The organism is Microbacterium sp. Root1433D1 (assembly GCF_001426835.1).
Taxonomy (GTDB): domain Bacteria; phylum Actinomycetota; class Actinomycetes; order Actinomycetales; family Microbacteriaceae; genus Microbacterium; species Microbacterium maritypicum.
Map to the genome: position 1 here is coordinate 271,045 of NZ_LMFN01000002.1, position 17,664 is coordinate 288,708.

Sequence of the window (17,664 nt, forward strand, 5' to 3'; positions counted from 1 at the left end):
GTCCGTGTATCTGCCCTCCGAAAACGCACAGCAACCCAGAGGACTAGCAAATGGTCACGTTCGTCGACACCGTCACACTGCACCTGCGTGCGGGTAAGGGCGGCAACGGCTGCGTCTCCGTGCACCGCGAGAAGTTCAAGCCGCTCGGCGGCCCGGACGGAGGCAACGGCGGTGACGGCGGCGACGTCGTGCTCGTCGCCGATCCTCAGACCGGCACGTTGCTGTCGTATCACCACTCGCCGCACCGTTCCTCCGGCAACGGCGGTCCGGGCATGGGCGACCACCGCTCCGGGTTCCTCGGTGAGACGCTCGAGCTGCCGGTCCCGGTCGGCACCGTGGTGAAGAACACCGCCGGCGAAGTCCTCATCGACATGATCATCCCCGGTGAGCGGTTCGTCGTCGCCAAGGGCGGGATGGGTGGCCTCGGCAACGCCGCCCTCGCCACCCCGAAGCGCAAGGCCCCCGGGTTCGCTCTCCTGGGCACCCCTGGGCACGAGGGTGACATCATCCTCGAGCTGAAGACGGTCGCCGACATCGCCCTCGTGGGCTACCCGTCCGCCGGCAAGTCGAGCCTGATCGGTGCGATCTCCGCCGCCCGGCCCAAGATCGCCGATTACCCGTTCACGACCCTCCACCCGAACCTCGGCGTGGTGCAGGTCGGTGACTTCCGCTACACGGTCGCCGATGTGCCCGGGCTGATCGAGGGCGCCAGCGAGGGCCGAGGACTCGGTCTCGAGTTCCTCCGCCACGTCGAGCGCTGCTCGGCGCTGCTGCACGTGCTCGACTGCGCGACTCTGGAGCCCGGTCGTGACCCGATCTCCGACCTCGACGTCATCCTCGCCGAGCTCGGTGCCTACGAGGTCCCCGAGGGACAGACGCCGCTCCTCGAGCGCCCGCAGTTCATCGCTCTGAACAAGATCGACGTCCCCGAGGCACGCGACCTCGCCGAGCTCGTGCGTCCCGATCTCGAGGCCCGCGGGTTCCGCGTGTTCGAGATCTCCACGGTCTCCCATGAGGGGCTGCGTCCGCTCACCTTCGCGTTGGGCGAGCTCGTCGAGAAGGCGCGTGCCGAAGCCGCGCTCGAGACGCCGCCGGAGCGCGTCATCATCCGTCCTCGCGGCTCCAAGAAGGAATTCACCATCCGTGTCGAGGGTGGCACCTACGGCAACGTGTACCGCATCCTGGGTGAGAAGCCGGTTCGATGGGTGCAGCAGACCGACTTCCAGAACGAAGAGGCCGTCGGCTATCTCGCCGATCGACTCGAGAAGCTCGGTGTCGAGGACGAGCTCTTCCGTCTCGGCGCCGTTCAGGGCTCGACCGTCGTCATCGGCGAGGGCGACAGCATCGTCTTCGACTGGGAGCCCACCATGACATCGGCCGCGGAGCTGATGAGTGCGCCGCGTGGAACCGACCCCCGTCTGGCCCCGAACGCGCGACGGACGACGTCGGAGCGACGCGAGCAGTACTACGAGCGCATGGATGCCAAGGCCGAAGCCCGCGCCGAGGTCGAGACGCAGCGTCTCGCCGCGTACCGCGAGGACGGCGAGTGACAGCACGAACCCGCGCAGAACTCGCCACTGCGTCCCGCATCGTCGTCAAGGTCGGATCCTCCTCGATCAGCGGTGAGTCGTCCTGGCGCATCCCCGTCATCGTCGAGGCCCTCGCTGCCGCGCATGCACGCGGAGCCGAGGTCGTGCTGGTGTCATCGGGTGCGATCGCGTCGGGCATCCCGTTCCTGCGGTTGGACGCCCGCCCGACCGACCTCGCGACCCAGCAGGCCGCGGCGGCCGTTGGTCAGAACATCCTCATGTATCGCTACCAGGAGTCCCTGCGTCCGTTCGACATCGTCGCAGGGCAGGTGCTCCTCACCACCGGTGACCTCGAGAACCCGACGTCGCGCTCCAACGCCCGTCGTGCCATGGAGCGACTGCTCGGGCTGCGCACCCTGCCGATCGTGAACGAGAACGACACGGTCGCAACTCAGGAGATCCGCTTCGGCGACAACGACAGGCTCGGTGCGCTCGTCGCCCAGCTGATCGAAGCCGATGCGCTCATCCTGCTCAGCGACATCGAGTCGCTCTACACGAAGCCTCCGACCGATCCCGACGCCGAGCCGATCGACATCGTGGCCCCGGACGCCGACCTGACCGGCCTCGAGTTCGGAGCGACGGTCGTCAACAGCGTCGGCACCGGGGGAGCGGCCACCAAGGTCTCGGCGGCGCGCCTCGCGGCGGCGTCGGGGATCGGGGTGCTGGTCACCAGTGCCGACCTCGTCGAGCAGGCTCTCGCCGGCGCCGAAATAGGGACCTGGTTCGAGCCGGCCACCTCATAAACTGGGCGGATGACCGACCAGACCCCGCAGGCACGCCTCGAGCGCGCCAAAGAGGCCTCCCGCGCCACGGCAGCGCTCACGAGCGATGACAAGGCCCGTGTGCTCGAATCCATCGCCGTGTCGCTTCTGGATGCGGCGCCGCGCATCATCGAGGCGAACGGTCGCGACATCGCCCGCGGACGCGAGGACGGCATCGGGGAGTCGCTCATCGACCGGCTGCGTCTCGACGACAAGCGCGTGGCGGCCCTCGCCGCGGCTGTGCGCGAGGTGGCCGCTCTCGCAGATCCCGTCGGCCGCGTGGTCGGCGGACACCGGATGCCCAACGGCGTAGCTCTCGAGCAGGTGCGCGTGCCGTTCGGTGTGGTCGGCGCGATCTACGAGGCCCGCCCCAACGTGACGGTCGACATCGCCGCGCTCGCGCTGCGTTCCGGCAACGCCGTGGTGCTGCGTGGCGGGAGTGCTGCCCGCGACTCCAACACCGTCCTCGTCGACGTCATGCGCAGCGCCGTGCAGAACGCTGGACTCACGCCCGAGGCGATCCAGACCGTGGACGACTTCGGTCGTGACGGCGCGAAGGCGCTCATGCACGGTCGTGGCTTCATCGATGTCCTGATCCCGCGGGGGAGTGCGGGCCTCATCGAGGCGGTCGTCACGGAGTCGACCGTGCCCGTCATCGAGACCGGAGCGGGCAACGTCCACATCTTCCTCGACGAGACGGCGCCGGACGACTGGGCGAGTGACATCGTCGTGAACGCCAAGGTCCAGCGCCCGAGCGTGTGCAACGCGGTGGAGACCGTTCTGGTGCATCGTCAGGCGGCTCCGCGTCTGATCCCCCTGGTGGCCAGCGCGCTGCAGAGCGAAGGGGTCGCGATCCACGGCGACGACATGGTCGCCGGTCTCGTCTCCAACGTGATCCCCGCGGTCGAGGACGACTGGGAGACCGAGTACCTGAGCCTCGACATCGCGATGAAGGTCGTCGACTCCCTCGATGAGGCGCTCGATCACATCCGCCGATACAGCACAGGTCACACGGAATCGATCATCACGACCGACTCGCGCAATGCGGAGCGCTTCCTCGCCGAGGTGGACTCGGCCGTCGTGATGGTGAACACCTCGACCCGCTTCACCGACGGCGGCGAGTTCGGCTTCGGAGCGGAGGTCGGCATCTCCACCCAGAAGCTGCATGCGCGGGGGCCGATGGGCCTGTCGGAGCTGACCAGCACGAAATGGCTCGCGCGTGGGGCGGGGCAGACCCGCGGCTGAGGGCTAGACTGGGGGACGCTGTACATCACAGGATCCCGAACAGCACGCCACGAAACGGAGTCAGGATGAACCTCGTCGCACAGATCGCGATGGCCGCTGCCGAAACCGAGCACCACGGCAACGTCGCGCTCGAAACGGTGATCTTCGGAGCCATCGCTGCGGTCGTGTTCGCCTTCCTCGGACTGGTGACCTTCTCCTACAAGAACGTCGCCAACCGTCACTCGGCGAAGGCCGAGGCCTGGGCTGCGCAGCACGGCAAGGACGGTCACGAGGCGGGACACGGCCACTAGGCCCCCATGAACGACGCTGCGACCACGCGCACCCCGCGCATCGGCGTGATGGGCGGCACGTTCGACCCCATCCATCACGGCCACCTGGTCGCAGCCAGCGAAGTCGCGAACTCCCTCGGTCTCGACGAGGTCGTATTCGTGCCGACCGGACACCCGTGGCAGAAGTCGGGCGTCTCGCCGAGCGAGCATCGCTATCTCATGACGGTGATCGCCACCGCCTCGAACCCGCAGTTCACGGTCAGCCGCGTCGACATCGACCGCGAGGGCCCCACCTACACGATCGATACGCTGCGCGATCTGAAGCGCGATCGTCCGGATGCAGAGCTCTTCTTCATCACCGGTGCCGACGCCGTGGCGCAAATTCTCAGTTGGAGGGACCATGATGAGTTGTGGGAGTTGGCCCACTTCGTCGCGGTCTCACGCCCCGGACATGTCCTGAGCACCGACGGCCTCCCGAGCGACAACGTCAGCCAACTCGAAGTGCCGGCGCTGTCGATCTCGTCGACGGACTGCCGTGAACGCGTTCGCGACGATCAGCCGGTCTGGTATCTGGTCCCTGATGGGGTCGTTCAGTACATCGCGAAGCATCATCTGTATCGGAGCAAGGCATGAGTACATCGGATCAGCAGGAGCAGGGTCCGCTGACGCGAAAGCAGCTGCGGGAGATCCGGCTGACGGGATCGACCCCGGTCATCTCCAACGAAGAGGCCGCTGCGGCGGCTGAGGCGGCACCCCCCGTGCCGCCGCTGCCCCGTGCTGTCGAACCCGTCGAGGTCGCGCCGGCACCGACGTCGAACGCCGACGAGGCGAACGGCGATGCACCCCTGACGCGTCGTCAGGCACGTGAGCTGGAGAAGGTCCGCACCGCCTCGGTTCCGGTCATCGCCGACGACGATGCTGCAGAGGATTCCGACGACACGGAGTCGGAGCAGCCTGCCGACCACGCGCCGGAGGAGAACCCCGTCGAGTCGACCGCCGCCATCGCGGACGATGCTGACGCTCCTGCGGAGATCGTGTCGGGTGTCCCGGACTTCACCAGGAACGAAGAGCCCGGCGACGACGACGACATCGACGACGAGGTCGCCATCGCACCCGTGAGCGCATCCGTCGCCGCGGACTCGGTGGGCGAAGTTCCGCTCGAGGTCGCTGATGAGCAGGCTGAGGAGTCGGCGCACGACGAGGACGTGGCTTCGGCTCTCGGCCTCGTGACGGAGGACGCCGACGGTTCCGACGAAGATGCCGACGACGTGCTCGCCGACGTCGACGATGCCGATGACGACGACGACGATGACGCCGAGGTTCGCCCCACGGTCAACCCCGCCTTCGGCGAGGGGCTCCTCGCCGATGCCCCGGACCCGCACGCGCCGTTCCGCCCGTCGTTCGACGAACTGCTCACCGTGGGCGACTCGACCGGCTCGCAGCACTCCGCGCCGAACGCCCTGATCTTCACCCCGTCTCCGGGCGAAGGATCACTCTCCGGCCCTGTCGCCTCCACCGGCGAGATTCTCGTCACCGGGTCATACGAACTGCCGCAGGGCATGGGCTCGCAGGGCCATGCTCTCGGAACCACCGACGGCAAGGACGTCGACGCTGTTCTCATCGATGGCGAGCTTCCTCCCGCGTCGTCCCCCACGCCGATCGCCGCCAGCTCGGCGGTCAGCACCATCAAGCCCGCCGGCGAGGTGATCCGTCCGCCGGCGCCTGAGAAGGGCAACCGACTGATGATCACCCTGGCGATCGTCGCCGGAGGCCTCGCCCTCGCTGTCGGTGTCGTCGTCATCATCGCCATCACCACGAATGTGTTCTGATGCAATCACCTGAAACCGCCGAAGAGATGCTGCGCCTCGCAGCACAAGCCGCCATCGACAAGGGTGGAGAGGATCTCGTTGCGCTCAACGTCTCCGAGCCGCTTCCGCTCGTGGACATCTTCCTGCTCGTCACCGGAAACAGCGAGCGCAACGTCGCCGCGATCGCCGATGAGATCGAGGACCGACTGATCGAGTCGGGCCACAAGCGGGTACGACGCGAGGGACGTGCAGAAGCCCGGTGGGTGCTGCTCGATTTCGGCGACCTGATCGTGCACGTCTTCCACCAGGAGGAGCGCGTCTACTACGGTCTCGAGCGTCTCTGGAAGGACTGCCCCGTCGTTCCGATCGACGTGGCCGAGCCTGCCGCAGACCCCAGCTGACATGTCGACGCACCTGATCACGGGTGCGGGCTCCGGCATCGGCGCGGTTCTCGCCCATCGACTGCTGTCCCGTGGCGACGGCGTGGTGGCGCTGGTCCGTGACGCTGGGCGTGCCCGGCAGATCGCGGAAGAGCTCCCCGGCGCATCCGTCCTCGTCGGCGACCTCGCGCAGCCCGGCCGTCTGTCGTGGGCGCTGTCGAAGCAGCATCTGCCCGACCGCATCGACTCGCTGGTGCACGTCGCCGGCGTCGTCGATCTCGGTGACGTCGCCGACCTCGCCCCCTCACTCTGGGAGCAGCAGCTCGCGGTCAACCTCATCGCGCCCGCGGAGCTCACGCGCCTCCTGTTGCCGGTGCTGCGCGTGTCTCAGGGTCAGGTCGTGTTCGTGAACTCGGGCGCCGGGCTCCGTGCCAACGCCGGATGGTCGGCGTATGCGGCATCGAAGCACGGGCTCAGGGCCCTCGCCGATGCGCTGCGGGCGGAAGAGGCCCAGCACGGCGTGCGGGTGACCTCGATCTACCCCGGGCGCACCGCCACTCCGATGCAGGAGCGCGTGCATCAGCAGGAGGGGCAGGAGTACGACGCCGGCCGCTTCATCACCCCGGAGGCCGTCGTCACGACGATCCTCACTGCGCTCGACCTCCCTCGCGACGCGGAGATCACCGACCTCACGGTGCGACCGGGCCGCTGAGTCGTCGCTGTTCTCCGCGCCCGTGCCGCGACCGAATCCACCGACGGCACCGTCCTCGTGTGGTGTCAAGGGGCTTCCCCGGCAGCGGTTCGTGGCGCACTCTCTAGGGAGAGAGAGTCCTGGAGGGCCCCCACATGTCTGAACTTCCGGATCCGCGTTTCATGCTGAATCGCATCACGGCATCGGAGTGGGTGATCAACGACCTTCGTTACTCGCCCAACGATCCACGCCACGTGGTCGCGTGCGTGTACGAGCTCGCCGAAACAGAAGTCGAAGTGACCTGGTTGCGCGACCTGCCTCTCGCCACCCGATACGGGACCGTTTTCGAGGTGCTCGAGGACGTCGAGCGGATGCGTGGTTCGAGCAGAGCCACACGTCCGATCTCCATTCCCCATCGGCCGCCGCTGCTGGCGACGTAGTCGACCGCACGAGGCGCTGGCCGCCGCGAAGAAGCGCACCCCTCGATCAACGAGGGGTGCGCTTCGTCGTTCGCCTGTGGAGTGCTCCACCGACCGAGGTGCTCGGAGAATCCGCGTGCGTCAGGCCGCGCGGACACGCTCACACGCGACCTATGCGTCGCGTCGAAGGCTCTGCCGGTTCGAGATGAGACCGGCAGTGATCACGCATCCGACGGAGACGGCTGCCGCCGAGAGCAGCGGCGCCGCGACATCCGCGAGTCCGACGCCTGATGCAGTGAGCAGCGTCGTCGGAGCCCAGGTAACCAGTGCGTCGACGCTGCTCAGCAGCGGCAGTACCAGCATCAGCAGGGTCGCGGCGGCGATCGCGGGGGCGGTGCGCCTGGTCAGCGCCATGATGAGGTATCCGATGCTCATCGCCATGACGAGGTAGAGCGCCGACGCCACGCCGACAGTGATGATCAGCCCGCTGTCGATCGGACCGAGGAACACCGTGGTGAGTGCGGCAGCGAGCAGCAGGGCCCCGGCGTAGCTCCCGACGGCCGCGATCCAGTTGATGACGAGGCGGGGCAGCATCAGCGGGGCGAGGTGTCTGACCCGGGTGCGGTAGAAGATCGAAGAGCCGGGGCGGGTGTCCCAACTCATGGAGGTGATCGCGAGGGCGACAGCCAGAATGAGACCGAGTTGCATGGCGCTCTGGTTGAACAATGCGATCCCGTCCATCGGGGTGGCGTCGGCAGCTTCGATGGTGAGTTGCTCGGTGCCGGCGGCAGCGGCCAGCAACTCGGGCATGTAGAGCGCGAGGGCGGGGCCGGAGAGTCCGAAGAACGCGAACACGGCGAGCAGACCGATCAGCGCTCCGGAACGGATGAGGCGTCGCGTCTCGACGCGGGCCGAGGCGAGGATGAGGGTCATCGGTGTTCCTGGTTCTGGATGATGCGGGCGAATGACGCGTCGAGGTCGCGATCGCGCAGAGTGACCTCGATGATGGGCGCGCGGAGGTTCTGCAGGGCGGTCACCAGGTGTTCGGCGGCTGACTCGAAGCTGGGGAAGCGGACCGTGCACAGCATGTCCGCGTCGAACTCGAAGCGCGCTTCAGGGACAGCAACCGCAAGGTCGGCAGCGCTGATCTGCGCGGGGGCGCCGAGGCGGATCGCCCAGACGGGCGCGATGCCCTCAGTGAGGATCGACGCCGTCGTTCCCTGGGTGATGACGCGCCCTTGGTCGATGACGACGATGTGGTCGGCAAGCTGTTCGACTTCGCTGAGCATGTGGCTGGAGAGCAGGATGCAGCGGTGGCGCTTCTGCGCGGTGATGATCCCGCGCACGTCGGTGCGGCCGATGGGGTCGAGCGCGCTGTTCGGCTCATCGAGGATCAGGATCTCCGGATCCGTGACCAGCGCTGCCGCGATGCCGAGGCGTTGGAGCATGCCGCGCGAGAAGTCTGCGACACGACGATCCTTCACCGATCCGAGGCCGCACGCCTCGAGGGCCTCCCGTGCGGTCTCACGAACGATTCGCGCTCGGTCCTCGCGTCTGCGCGACATCGCGAGGGAGATCTCCACCACTTCGAGTGCGGTGAGCCAGGACTCGAACTGGGGCACGTCAGGGCAATACGCCACACGTGCGTTCGGCGAGGCGAACTCGACGGTGCCCGACTCGGGCCGGGCGAGGCCTGCGATGATGCTGAACAGGACCGTCTTTCCGGCTCCGTTGGGCCCGATGACGGCCGTCACGGCGCGTTCGTCAGCGGTGAAGTCGATGCCACGGATGCCACCACCGCCCGGGTAGATACGGGTGAGGTCTCCGACCTTCAGCGCCGCGGTCACCGCAGGTCCTCGTCTCTGAGTCTCTCGCCCCCGGCTCGGCCGATGATGATGTAGATGACCGCGCCGACCGGGACGGCGAACAGCACGATCAATACCCACGCCCACTTGGGGAGATGCTCGACGGGCCTGCGGATGATGTCGACGAGTGACCATCCGATGAGCACGGCCACGAGGACGAGAACAGGCATGAGGGGGAGGAGCATCGACGTGTCGAAGTTCACGGGGTTCACAAGGACTTCCCTTTCTTTCAGAGGATTGCCGTGGCAGAGTGCGCGGGTGCTGCACGAGCCACGCACGGCGAGCTGAATCAGTGGTGGGCACCAAACCACCACTGACTCGCCGCCTTCGCGACGTCGATATCGCTCAGCCGTTCGGCTCCGAGCTCTTCGGGGTGCTGCCCCGACGCGCATCGCCTCCGGGGGCGGTTTCGCGCGGCATCAGAACCGTGCTGAGAGTGCGACGACGGCGACCCGCGGACGGTTCGTTGGTCAGCACGCCTTCGAGTGCCGTCATGAGGGTGCGCCCGAACTCATCGACCTCCTCGTCGCTGGCCCAGAAGGACGCCTGAGCGAAACTGACCTGATCGGCGTGCAGGTCCGGGTCTCCGGCGTGCAGATAGTCGCTGAAGTCGCGGATCAGTCCGGAGGTGAAGACCGTGAACGCCGTCAGCAGCTCCTCGTTGCTCAGGGAGTTCAGTTCCTCCGCTGAGGGGTTGGCGAAACTCGGGGAGAGGCGGTAGGTCCTCTCGCTCGCTCCTCGAACCTGCTGCTCATCTGCCACCTCGATCAGCTCGTGCGTGACCAAGTGGCCGACGTGCCGGTAGAGGGTGGCGATCGGGATGTCGGCCAAGCGCTCATGAAGCTGGTGCGTCGTGAGTTCCTCCTCGCCCAGCAGCGTCTGGACGATACGAAGGCGAACCGGATGCAGAAGTGCCGAAGAAGTAGCCACATCGCAACGCTATCAGTATTGATAGTGATAATGGTAAACAACGTGGCCTGGTGTCCCGCGGTCGACAGGTCAGTCGACCGCGGGGCGGGGGTGATAGACCGATTGAGCTTCTACGGCTGCGGTGGCGAAATCACCGTCTGCATTGATGACGTGGCCGCGAGCCAGTGTGAGTCCGGTGGCGCGGCCCCGTCCTTTGAGCACGGCGCCGCGCAGGTCAGGGTCGGGGTCGCGGTGGCTCCCGCCGCCGACGAGCGAGACGTTCACCGCGGCGACGTCGCCGAGGATCTGCGATCCATCGCCCAGCGTGGAAGCGCCTGCGAGGTCGATCCTCCCGATGAGACGCACTCGGCTGCCGACGGTGATCACGGCATCGTGACGATTCGCGAGGAGGGCAACGGCGTGCGGGCCGAACTCGTTGTCGGCACCGATGCTCACGCGCCCGCCGTCGGTCGCCTCGATGCGGGTGCCCTCGAAGAACCTGTTGCCGTCTCCGATACGGAGAGCGTCGGATTCAGCGTCGATACGGACGTTCGGTGAGAACACGTTTCCTGTCCCGATCCGAGCGTGCACGGAGAGGAGGGCGGAGTAGGGGTCGATGAAGACGTTGTGATCGTCCGCGATGAGCTCGCTCACCGTCCGATAACCCAGGAGCATGCGCACGCGGTCCGCGTAGGCGAGGGGTGTCTCCGTCATGGCGCCTCCTGATCGCGTCCTCGTCCACTGGAGCGACCCCCATGAGACGAAGAAAGCCCCCGGAGAACCGGGGGCTTTTTCTGTGGACCTGAGGGGACTCGAACCCCTGACCCCCTGCATGCCATGCAGGTGCGCTACCAGCTGCGCCACAGGCCCAGACGCTGTTCCGGACCAGCCGGAGCAACTTGAAAAGAGTACTACACGAATCGACACGAGCACCAATCGGGGTGGGTATCCCGGGCGCGTCACGGCGTGGACGACGGCGGAGAGGAACAAGCGCGTGGAGCGGGGCGTTGAACCCGGCGTGAGCATCCTCGACAGTCTGGTGATCGGCGCAGGGCAGGCCGGCCTCTCGGCATCCTTCCACCTCGCGCGGCTGGGCATCTCGCACGTGGTCCTCGACGCGGATACGCGTCCCGGGGGTGCCTGGCAGCACCGGTGGGACGCGCTGACCATGCGTGACGTGCACGGGGTCGCAGAGCTGCCGGGAGACACGCCTCCACCACGCGACGGCACACGCGCGAACGAGGCAGTGCCCGCCTATTTCGCCGCCTACGAGCACAGGCATGCCCTCCCGGTGCTCCGTCCCGTGCACGTGGAGCGGGTGGACGACCGGGATGGCGTGCTCGTCGTGCGCGCCCGCGAGGGGGAGTGGACGACCCGCACCCTCGTGAATGCGACCGGCACCTGGTCGCATCCCTTCCTGCCGCACTTCCCCGGTATGGAGACCTTCGTCGGCGAACAGCTGCACACCGTCGACTACCCGGGGCCGGAGCACTTCATCGGCAAGCGGGTGCTCGTCGTGGGCGGGGGAGCGTCCGCCGTGCAGTTCCTCGGCGCACTCGCGCCGATCACCGACACGCTGTGGGTCACCCGTCGAGAACCGGTGTGGCGCAACGACGACTTCACACCGGAGGCAGGAGCTGCAGCCGTCGCGCTCGTGGAGCAGCGCGTCGCCGCCGGTCTCCCCCCTGAGAGCGTGGTCAGCGTCACCGGGCTCATGCTCCGCCCGCAGGAGCGGGAGGCCGAGCGTCTGGGCGCCTACGCCGACCGGCGCCCCCTGTTCGAGCGGATCGAACCCGACGGGGTGCGGTGGGCCGACGGCAGCTTCGAGCAGGTCGACGTGATCCTGTGGGCCACCGGGTTCCGCCCTGCGGTCACGCACCTGGCTCCTCTTCACCTGCGCAGTGCGGCCGGGGGCATCCAGTTGGACCGGAACGGCCGCGGTACGACGGCTGTCGCAGACCCCCGCGTGCAGCTGGTCGGCTACGGTCCGTCGGCGAGCACGATCGGTGCCAATCGTGCCGGTCGCTCGGCGGCGAAGGGAGTGCAGCGGGCGCTGCAGTCCACGAACGCGCGCGTCACCAGCGGTTGAGCACCTCTTCCGCGAATCCTTCGATGCCGTCGACATGCACCTGCGTTCCGGTGTCGTCCCGTACCCAGCCCGACCACACGCCGAAGAGCTGATCCGTCGTGCTCGAGATCACCAGGGCATTCGTGCGCGAGTGCTTGTCATAGAACGGGGTGAAGGTGAGGTCGGCGCTCGTCCCGTGCACACGCCACGGGCGCAGGAACTGCTCCGGGTCGTAGTCCCAGACGAGCTCTTCGCTGATCTTCGACAGGCGCCCGTCGACCAGCAGCGCGTTCTCGGTCGCCCCGGAGCCGTCGGTCCATTTCGAGCCCAGCTGCAGCCCTATGACGCGGCCGTCGACGGTACCGCTCCCCGTCGCCCAGTTCCAACGCACACGGTAGGGCCAGCGTCCGCGCCCGTGGTCGAGCACCGCCCAGCTGCCCGCGGACACGTCGTGGGTGACGCCGTCCACCGTCACCGTCCCTGTCGTCGGGCGTGCCACATCCTTCACCGTGTACTGGAAACGGGAGATGTCCTCTCCTCGGCGCCAGGGGACGACGACACCGAGGGACTCGTGACCGGGAGGACGGCCCGCCAGCAGGTCGAAGGACACCCGTGGAGCGGTGCCACGCAGACGGGTCCCGTCGAACGTCTCGTCGACGTCGATGGTGATGCGACGGGTGCGCGCTCGGACGGGCCCTGCACCGAGAGACGCCGGTAGCGTCGCGCTGCGGCCTCCCGGCGATATCACCGTCGTGCCGATGTCGTCACCGGTCGCTCGGTCGAGCACCCACACCTCATGCAGCGACATGTAGTCGACGCACGACACCGTGAAGGCGATGATGTGCGACGCCGTCATCACGTTCCAATACTCCCAGCGCTTGTTGCGCCCCCAATGACCGCGGCCCGGGATCCCCGAGGTGTCGTGCACCGGTACGCGCGACCAGCCCAGCGCATCGTGGTTCAAGGCCCCGTCGGGGGTGGTGAGTGACACGTGCGCGGTGATCTCGCGCTCGATCAGCGGTGTGGGCATCGTCGTCCTGCTGTCGGGAGGGACACCGTCTCGGGTCGGCGTCGTTGACCCGAGTGTAGAGGACCGAGTGCCGGGTTCGGGATCGACAGCGACCAGACCCCCGCCGCGCTCGGGGAGGGGAGCGTAGGGTGAAGACATGTCGCGAATCATCGTCTTCGGCGGCCACGGCCGCATCGCCCTCCTGCTCGCGCCGCTCCTGGTCGCTCGAGGGGATGAGGTGACGGGAGTGATCCGCAACCCGGATCATTCCTCCGATGTGGAAGCCGGCGGGGCGAAAGCGCTGGTCGCCGACGTCGAGAGCATGGACGTCGAGGCGCTCGCCGAGATCATCCGAGGTCACGACGCCGTCGTCTGGTCGGCAGGTGCCGGCGGCGGGTCTGCCGAGCGCACCTACGCGGTCGACCGCGACGCGGCGCAGCGCTCCATGGACGCGGCCGAACGCGCGGGCGTCCGACGGTACGTGATGGTGTCCTGGCTCGGCTCCACCGCCGATCATGGCGTGCCGCAGGACGATTCCTTCTTCCCATACGCGGACGCGAAGTGGGCCGCCGACGAGCACCTGCGAGGAACCGGCCTCGAGGGCACGATCCTCGCACCGGGAACGCTCACCTTCGACGAGCCCACCGGCCGGATCCAGATCGACCCCGACGGTCGAGGAGCGGTATCACGCGCCGACGTCGCGGCCGTGATCGCAGCCACCCTCCACGAGCCGTGCACGGTCGGCCGGACGATCCGGTTCGGGAACGGCGACACCGACGCCGCGGTGCCGATCGCCGAGGCCCTCTCCTGCTGACGAGCCCTGCACCGCACCGATGCGCGTGAACTCTCGACACCGGGGACGGGCGGCAGGCGCACTCGCGCTCGCCGCAGCGGTGGGGCTCTGCGCCTCGTCGGCGGCGTCGGCCTCGATCACGGCGACCACGGCTCCGCGCACTCCCTCGGCCACGGTGCCGAGCACCGGAGCCGAGAGGTTCGTCGACCGCGCGACAGCTTTGGTGAAGGCGATGCCTGTCGGGGAACAGGCATCGACCGTGGTGATGGGACACGTGGCGGGGACCGATCCGGGCGCGCTCCGGGCGTACATGGAATCGGGCCTGGGCGGATTCATCCTGATGGGAGCCAACATCCCGGCATCCGAAGCCGAGCTGCAGGCGCTCACCGCCGCGCTCACTGTGGATCCGACGCGGCCGCCGCTCATCGCCGTCGATCAGGAGGGCGGTCTGGTCTCGCGTCTGAACGGCGACGACCATGCCGCCTCCACCTCGCTGAAGGGTCTTCCGGTGTCTGAGACTTCCGCGGCGTTCGCCGCGCGGGGCTCGTTGGTGGCACGCGCGGGGATCACCGTGAACTTCGGCACCGTGGCCGACTACACGGCCGATCCCGGCTCGTTCATCCATGGCCGCGCACTCGGCACCGATCCGGTCGGTGCGGCGGAGCGCGTGGCGGCCGCGACCGGTGCGCAGGAGCAGTTCCTCGCTTCGACGCTCAAGCACTTCCCCGGGCACGGTGCGGCGCCCGGCGACTCGCATCATGCGATCCCGAGCACGACGATGGGGCTCGAGGAGTGGCGTGCCACCGCCGCTGTTCCGTTCGCTGCAGGGATCGACGCGGGGGCCTCGCTGCTGATGTACGGGCATCTGGCCTACACGGCCGTCGACACCCTGCCGGCATCCCTCTCGCCGACCTGGCATGAGATCGCCAGGGACGAGCTCGGCTTCACGGGCGTCGCGGTCACCGACGACCTCGGGATGCTGCTCTCGTCGGGCGACCCGGCCTATGCGGACCCGGTCGCGAACGGGGTGGCGGCGATCGCCGCGGGGAACGACCTGGTGCTGATGGTCGCGGGCTCCGATGCGCAGACGGCGGGATCGATGGTGCACGGCATCACCGCGGCGGTCGAGACGGGCACGCTGTCGCCCGAGCGCCTCGAAGAAGCGGCGACGCGCGTGGTCGCGCTGCGGCTGCAGCTCTCCACCGCGACGGCCTCCTGGGCGGTCTGCGAAGACTGCGACCGGGTGGACTGAGCGCTCAGGCCGCGTCGCGGACCCCGGCGCCGAGCCACGCGTTCAACAGTGCGGTGCGCAAGGCGGCCCCGCGGTCCGCGAACCCTCGCTGCCGACGCACGTACTCGGCCTTGCCCTCGGGCGTCTCGATGGGCACGGGAACCACGTCCCACGCCGAGAGGTCGTACGGTGCCGCCTGCATGTCGAGAAGGCGTATGTCGCGAGCGAGTTCGAACGAATCCAGGAGGAGGTCGCCCGGGATGAGGGGCCCGAGCTTCGTCGCCCACTTGTACAGGTCCATCCCCGCGTGCAGGCACCCCGGCTGCTCGAACAGCGGCTGCTCGTCGCGACTCAACGAGGTGCGGTTGCGGGGGACCGCCTCGGGGGTGAAGAAGCGGAAGGCGTCGAAATGAGTGCAGCGCAGGTCGTGATTCTCGACGACGGCATCCGTGCCCGCCTGCCCCAGTCGCAGCGGAACCGCATGTCGGTGCTCGTCGGCGCGGTACACCATCGCCCACTCGTGCAGACCGAAGCAGCCGAACTGCCCTGGCCGCGATGCCGTGCGGCGGAGCATCTTCTCGATGAGCGATGCCAGCTCCGCCTTCTCTCGGCCGAAAGCTGCCGCATCGGGAACCGCGCTGTCAGCGGATCGTCCTGCGCGGTACCAGCGCCAGTCGAGGCGTTCGCCGGCATCGGCGAGCTCGACGCCGGCGCCCGGGTGCCAGCGGCGCAGATGTGCGGGCTTGTACGAGTAGTACGTGAAGAGGAAGTCCCACACCGGGTGCTTCTCCGCCCGGGTCGCCCGGTCACGGTGCGCAGCAGTGAGAGCATCGGCACGTTCACGATGCGCTTCTTCGAGGACCAGCCAGTCCTGGCGGGAGAGGGACATGTCAGTGCAGGATGCCGGCTTCGCCCAGCAGATCGCGAAGACCGGCACCGTCTTCGGCACTCACCCACGGGGCGACATCCTCGGAGTGCGGCTCATGGCCTGCCCGACCACCCGCGAGGACGGCCTCGGCAGGGAGGAGACGACGGATCGCGACGCCCGCGACGGAGTCGGGGTACTCCTCCATGAACTGGCTGTAGATCGACTCGTCGTGCTGGCCGTCGTCACCGATCAGCAGCCACTTCACATCGGGGAACTCGGTCGCGAGTCGCCGCAGGTTCGTCAGCTTGTGCTCGCGCCCGCTGCGGAACCAGCGCTCATGCGTGGGCCCCCAGTCGGTCAGGAGCATGGAACCGGCGGGGAACAGATGACGGCCGAGGAAGCGCCACAGGGTGGGGGCGACGTTCCACGCCCCCGTGGAGAGGTAGACCATCGGCGCGCCGGGGTGCTGCCGCAGCAGCTGGTCGAGGAGCACGGCCATCCCCGGTACGGGAAGACGTGCATGCTCGTCGAGCACGAAGGAGTTCCAGAAGGCGATGAAGGGACGAGGGAGAGCCGTGACCATCACGGTGTCGTCGACATCCGACACCACACCGAACGACGTGCCCTCAGCGACGATGAACGCTCGTGCCTCCACCGGAGGCTGTCCCTCGACGGAGAACGTGAACGTCTGCCAGCCGGGCTCCAGATCGACGCGGATCATGGCGTCGACCACACCGCCGCGGTCGGCGGCGACCTGATGCGTGGTGCCGCCGAAATGCACGCTCACGGCGGCGAAGCCCACAGGGATGCCGACGAAGCTGCGCCAGCCACGAACGCTCGCGGGTTCACCGTCGCGGGTACGACGCTGCGGCGGCACGATCAGAACACGGCCGACGACGCGGACCCAGCCGGGACCGCCGTAGCCGGGGAAGGGAAGGATCGTCGCGACGCGGCCTCGACGGCGCGCGCGACCCTCTCGCCAGACGTGGAGGCGATGTTCGAGTCGGGCGAACCAGTGGATCCGGGGGGCCGGGGGAGCCGATGCCATTGCCTCAGTCTTTCACGTCGGCGTCGGCCTCTGCCTCCGGGCCCTCCAGATGACGGGCCTCGACGCGCTGAAGGAGCTTCTTGCCGAGGAACGCCAGGAGCAGGAAGAGCGCGATCACGCCGACGAAGATGTATCCCGCGAAGTGCACGCGATCGACCAGTTCGCGGAAGCTGCCCGCAGCGAGCGAGGTCACGCTCACGTAGGCGGTGGCCCAGAGGACGCACGCGGGAGCCGTCCACGCCAGGAATCTGCGGTACGGGTACTCGCTCATGCCCACGGTGAGCGGCACGAGGGAATGCAGCACCGGGAGGAAGCGGGACAGGAAGATCGCGATGCCGCCGCGGCGCTCGAGATAGTTCTCGGCGCGAACCCAGTTGTGCTCACCGATTCTGCGCCCCAACCACGACACTCGGATGTGCGGGCCCAGCCAGCGCCCCAGCCAGAAGCCGATGCTCTCGCCGATCAGGGCCCCGATCACGACCGCGACGCCCATCGCGACGCCCTCCAGCGGAGTGGCGACCCCCATCGAGGCGATGATCACGATCGTGTCACCGGGAACGACGAGACCGATCAGGATGCTCGTCTCCAGCATCACGGCGAGCCCGGCGATCAGCGTGCGGGCGACCGGATCGATCGACTGCACGGTGTCGAGGAGCCAGATCAGGAGGTCGTCCACCCCATGAGGATACGGGAGCCGCCCGGTCCTAGGCT

At 68.1% G+C, this 17,664-nt stretch carries 21 protein-coding genes and 1 tRNA gene; 12 read left to right on the forward strand and 10 right to left on the reverse strand.

The window, feature by feature from the left end; translation table 11 throughout:
* Positions 1–50 precede the first annotated feature (50 nt).
* The 9 genes from obgE to ASD13_RS07235 all read left to right on the forward strand — a co-directional run bounded on the left by obgE (position 51) and on the right by ASD13_RS07235 (position 7,183).
* Entirely contained in the window at positions 51–1,550 is a 1,500-nt protein-coding gene (gene obgE, locus ASD13_RS07195; RefSeq protein ID WP_055867574.1) for a GTPase ObgE, read from the forward strand.
* On the forward strand, positions 1,547–2,332 hold the full coding sequence (proB, locus tag ASD13_RS07200) for a glutamate 5-kinase (RefSeq protein ID WP_055867577.1): 786 nt from the start codon (positions 1,547–1,549) through the stop codon (positions 2,330–2,332). Before obgE ends, proB begins: the two co-directional genes overlap by 4 nt.
* Positions 2,333–2,341: 9 nt before the next feature.
* Positions 2,342–3,595 (forward strand): glutamate-5-semialdehyde dehydrogenase, encoded by a 1,254-nt coding sequence (locus tag ASD13_RS07205; protein WP_055867580.1) that lies wholly within the window; start codon positions 2,342–2,344, stop codon positions 3,593–3,595.
* Positions 3,596–3,660: 65 nt separating this feature from the next.
* Positions 3,661–3,885 (forward strand): hypothetical protein, encoded by a 225-nt coding sequence (locus tag ASD13_RS07210; protein ID WP_021198522.1) that lies wholly within the window; start codon positions 3,661–3,663, stop codon positions 3,883–3,885.
* Between the two features lie 6 nt (positions 3,886–3,891).
* Positions 3,892–4,497 (forward strand): nicotinate-nucleotide adenylyltransferase, encoded by a 606-nt coding sequence (gene nadD / locus ASD13_RS07215; RefSeq protein ID WP_055867584.1) that lies wholly within the window; start codon positions 3,892–3,894, stop codon positions 4,495–4,497.
* On the forward strand, positions 4,494–5,693 hold the full coding sequence (locus ASD13_RS07220; RefSeq protein ID WP_055867587.1) for a hypothetical protein: 1,200 nt from the start codon (positions 4,494–4,496) through the stop codon (positions 5,691–5,693). The genes nadD and ASD13_RS07220 overlap by 4 nt, the downstream gene beginning before the upstream one ends.
* On the forward strand, positions 5,693–6,073 hold the full coding sequence (gene rsfS / locus ASD13_RS07225) for a ribosome silencing factor (protein ID WP_017830333.1): 381 nt from the start codon (positions 5,693–5,695) through the stop codon (positions 6,071–6,073). The genes ASD13_RS07220 and rsfS overlap by 1 nt, the downstream gene beginning before the upstream one ends.
* A gap of 1 nt (position 6,074) precedes the next feature.
* A complete protein-coding gene (locus tag ASD13_RS07230; protein WP_055867590.1) occupies positions 6,075–6,764 on the forward strand; it encodes an SDR family oxidoreductase in 690 nt (229 codons plus the stop codon).
* 134 nt (positions 6,765–6,898) lie between these two features.
* Positions 6,899–7,183 carry a hypothetical protein gene (locus ASD13_RS07235; RefSeq protein WP_055867594.1) on the forward strand — a complete coding sequence of 95 codons (285 nt, stop codon included), beginning with the start codon at positions 6,899–6,901 and terminating at the stop codon, positions 7,181–7,183.
* Between the two features lie 150 nt (positions 7,184–7,333).
* On the opposite strand, the gene ASD13_RS07240 is transcribed toward ASD13_RS07235, so the two are convergent.
* From ASD13_RS07240 to ASD13_RS07265, 6 genes are all read right to left on the reverse strand, one after another.
* On the reverse strand, positions 7,334–8,095 hold the full coding sequence (locus ASD13_RS07240; RefSeq protein WP_055867598.1) for a hypothetical protein: 762 nt from the start codon (positions 8,093–8,095) through the stop codon (positions 7,334–7,336).
* On the reverse strand, positions 8,092–9,009 hold the full coding sequence (locus ASD13_RS07245) for an ABC transporter ATP-binding protein (protein ID WP_055867601.1): 918 nt from the start codon (positions 9,007–9,009) through the stop codon (positions 8,092–8,094). The genes ASD13_RS07240 and ASD13_RS07245 overlap by 4 nt, the downstream gene beginning before the upstream one ends.
* A complete protein-coding gene (locus ASD13_RS17490) occupies positions 9,006–9,239 on the reverse strand; it encodes a PLD nuclease N-terminal domain-containing protein (RefSeq protein ID WP_200942465.1) in 234 nt (77 codons plus the stop codon). The genes ASD13_RS07245 and ASD13_RS17490 overlap by 4 nt, the downstream gene beginning before the upstream one ends.
* Positions 9,240–9,372: 133 nt before the next feature.
* Positions 9,373–9,957: a helix-turn-helix domain-containing protein gene (locus tag ASD13_RS07255; protein ID WP_055867603.1), complete on the reverse strand. Its 585-nt coding sequence runs from the start codon at positions 9,955–9,957 to the stop codon at positions 9,373–9,375.
* 69 nt (positions 9,958–10,026) lie between these two features.
* Complete coding sequence (locus ASD13_RS07260; RefSeq protein WP_055867606.1) at positions 10,027–10,650, reverse strand: hypothetical protein; 624 nt, start codon at positions 10,648–10,650, stop codon at positions 10,027–10,029.
* An 83-nt stretch (positions 10,651–10,733) separates the two neighbouring features.
* Positions 10,734–10,806 (reverse strand) — tRNA-Ala (locus ASD13_RS07265).
* Between the two features lie 148 nt (positions 10,807–10,954).
* On the opposite strand from ASD13_RS07265, the gene ASD13_RS07270 reads away from it, so the two are divergent.
* Complete coding sequence (locus ASD13_RS07270; RefSeq protein ID WP_055867609.1) at positions 10,955–12,025, forward strand: NAD(P)-binding domain-containing protein; 1,071 nt, start codon at positions 10,955–10,957, stop codon at positions 12,023–12,025.
* On the opposite strand, the gene ASD13_RS07275 is transcribed toward ASD13_RS07270, so the two are convergent.
* Entirely contained in the window at positions 12,012–13,034 is a 1,023-nt protein-coding gene (locus ASD13_RS07275; protein ID WP_055867612.1) for a DUF2804 domain-containing protein, read from the reverse strand. The two genes, ASD13_RS07270 and ASD13_RS07275, sit on opposite strands and share 14 nt — an antisense overlap.
* 136 nt (positions 13,035–13,170) lie before the next feature.
* Here ASD13_RS07275 and ASD13_RS07280 point away from each other — a divergent pair, with 136 nt between their 5' ends.
* Both ASD13_RS07280 and ASD13_RS07285 read left to right on the forward strand, forming a co-directional pair.
* Complete coding sequence (locus ASD13_RS07280) at positions 13,171–13,827, forward strand: SDR family oxidoreductase (RefSeq protein WP_055867615.1); 657 nt, start codon at positions 13,171–13,173, stop codon at positions 13,825–13,827.
* A gap of 19 nt (positions 13,828–13,846) precedes the next feature.
* Positions 13,847–15,058, forward strand: a complete 1,212-nt coding sequence (locus ASD13_RS07285) for a glycoside hydrolase family 3 N-terminal domain-containing protein (protein WP_055867618.1) — start codon at positions 13,847–13,849, stop codon at positions 15,056–15,058.
* Positions 15,059–15,062: 4 nt separating this feature from the next.
* On the opposite strand, the gene ASD13_RS07290 is transcribed toward ASD13_RS07285, so the two are convergent.
* Genes ASD13_RS07290 through ASD13_RS07300 form a run of 3 tightly spaced genes read right to left on the reverse strand, consistent with a single transcriptional unit; the run spans position 15,063 to position 17,629 of the window.
* Positions 15,063–15,926: a hypothetical protein gene (locus tag ASD13_RS07290; protein WP_055869136.1), complete on the reverse strand. Its 864-nt coding sequence runs from the start codon at positions 15,924–15,926 to the stop codon at positions 15,063–15,065.
* 1 nt (position 15,927) lies between these two features.
* Positions 15,928–16,953, reverse strand: a complete 1,026-nt coding sequence (locus tag ASD13_RS07295; protein ID WP_055867622.1) for an App1 family protein — start codon at positions 16,951–16,953, stop codon at positions 15,928–15,930.
* Positions 16,954–16,957: 4 nt separating this feature from the next.
* Positions 16,958–17,629: a DedA family protein gene (locus tag ASD13_RS07300; RefSeq protein WP_055867623.1), complete on the reverse strand. Its 672-nt coding sequence runs from the start codon at positions 17,627–17,629 to the stop codon at positions 16,958–16,960.
* Positions 17,630–17,664 lie beyond the last annotated feature (35 nt).

Excerpts from the sequence above, each read along its gene's own strand:
- obgE (WP_055867574.1), top strand. The coding sequence starts at position 51 with ATGGTCACGTTCGTCGACACCGTCACACTGCACCTGCGTGCGGGTAAG.
- ASD13_RS07205 (WP_055867580.1), top strand. The coding sequence starts at position 2,342 with ATGACCGACCAGACCCCGCAGGCACGCCTCGAGCGCGCCAAAGAGGCC.
- ASD13_RS07210 (WP_021198522.1), top strand. The coding sequence starts at position 3,661 with ATGAACCTCGTCGCACAGATCGCGATGGCCGCTGCCGAAACCGAGCAC.
- nadD (WP_055867584.1), top strand. The coding sequence starts at position 3,892 with ATGAACGACGCTGCGACCACGCGCACCCCGCGCATCGGCGTGATGGGC.
- ASD13_RS07220 (WP_055867587.1), top strand. The coding sequence starts at position 4,494 with ATGAGTACATCGGATCAGCAGGAGCAGGGTCCGCTGACGCGAAAGCAG.
- rsfS (WP_017830333.1), top strand. The coding sequence starts at position 5,693 with ATGCAATCACCTGAAACCGCCGAAGAGATGCTGCGCCTCGCAGCACAA.
- ASD13_RS07230 (WP_055867590.1), top strand. The coding sequence starts at position 6,075 with ATGTCGACGCACCTGATCACGGGTGCGGGCTCCGGCATCGGCGCGGTT.
- ASD13_RS07235 (WP_055867594.1), top strand. The coding sequence starts at position 6,899 with ATGTCTGAACTTCCGGATCCGCGTTTCATGCTGAATCGCATCACGGCA.
- ASD13_RS07240 (WP_055867598.1), bottom strand. The coding sequence starts at position 8,095 with ATGACCCTCATCCTCGCCTCGGCCCGCGTCGAGACGCGACGCCTCATC.
- ASD13_RS07260 (WP_055867606.1), bottom strand. The coding sequence starts at position 10,650 with ATGACGGAGACACCCCTCGCCTACGCGGACCGCGTGCGCATGCTCCTG.
- ASD13_RS07275 (WP_055867612.1), bottom strand. The coding sequence starts at position 13,034 with ATGCCCACACCGCTGATCGAGCGCGAGATCACCGCGCACGTGTCACTC.
- ASD13_RS07280 (WP_055867615.1), top strand. The coding sequence starts at position 13,171 with ATGTCGCGAATCATCGTCTTCGGCGGCCACGGCCGCATCGCCCTCCTG.
- ASD13_RS07285 (WP_055867618.1), top strand. The coding sequence starts at position 13,847 with ATGCGCGTGAACTCTCGACACCGGGGACGGGCGGCAGGCGCACTCGCG.
- ASD13_RS07290 (WP_055869136.1), bottom strand. The coding sequence starts at position 15,926 with ATGTCCCTCTCCCGCCAGGACTGGCTGGTCCTCGAAGAAGCGCATCGT.
- ASD13_RS07295 (WP_055867622.1), bottom strand. The coding sequence starts at position 16,953 with ATGGCATCGGCTCCCCCGGCCCCCCGGATCCACTGGTTCGCCCGACTC.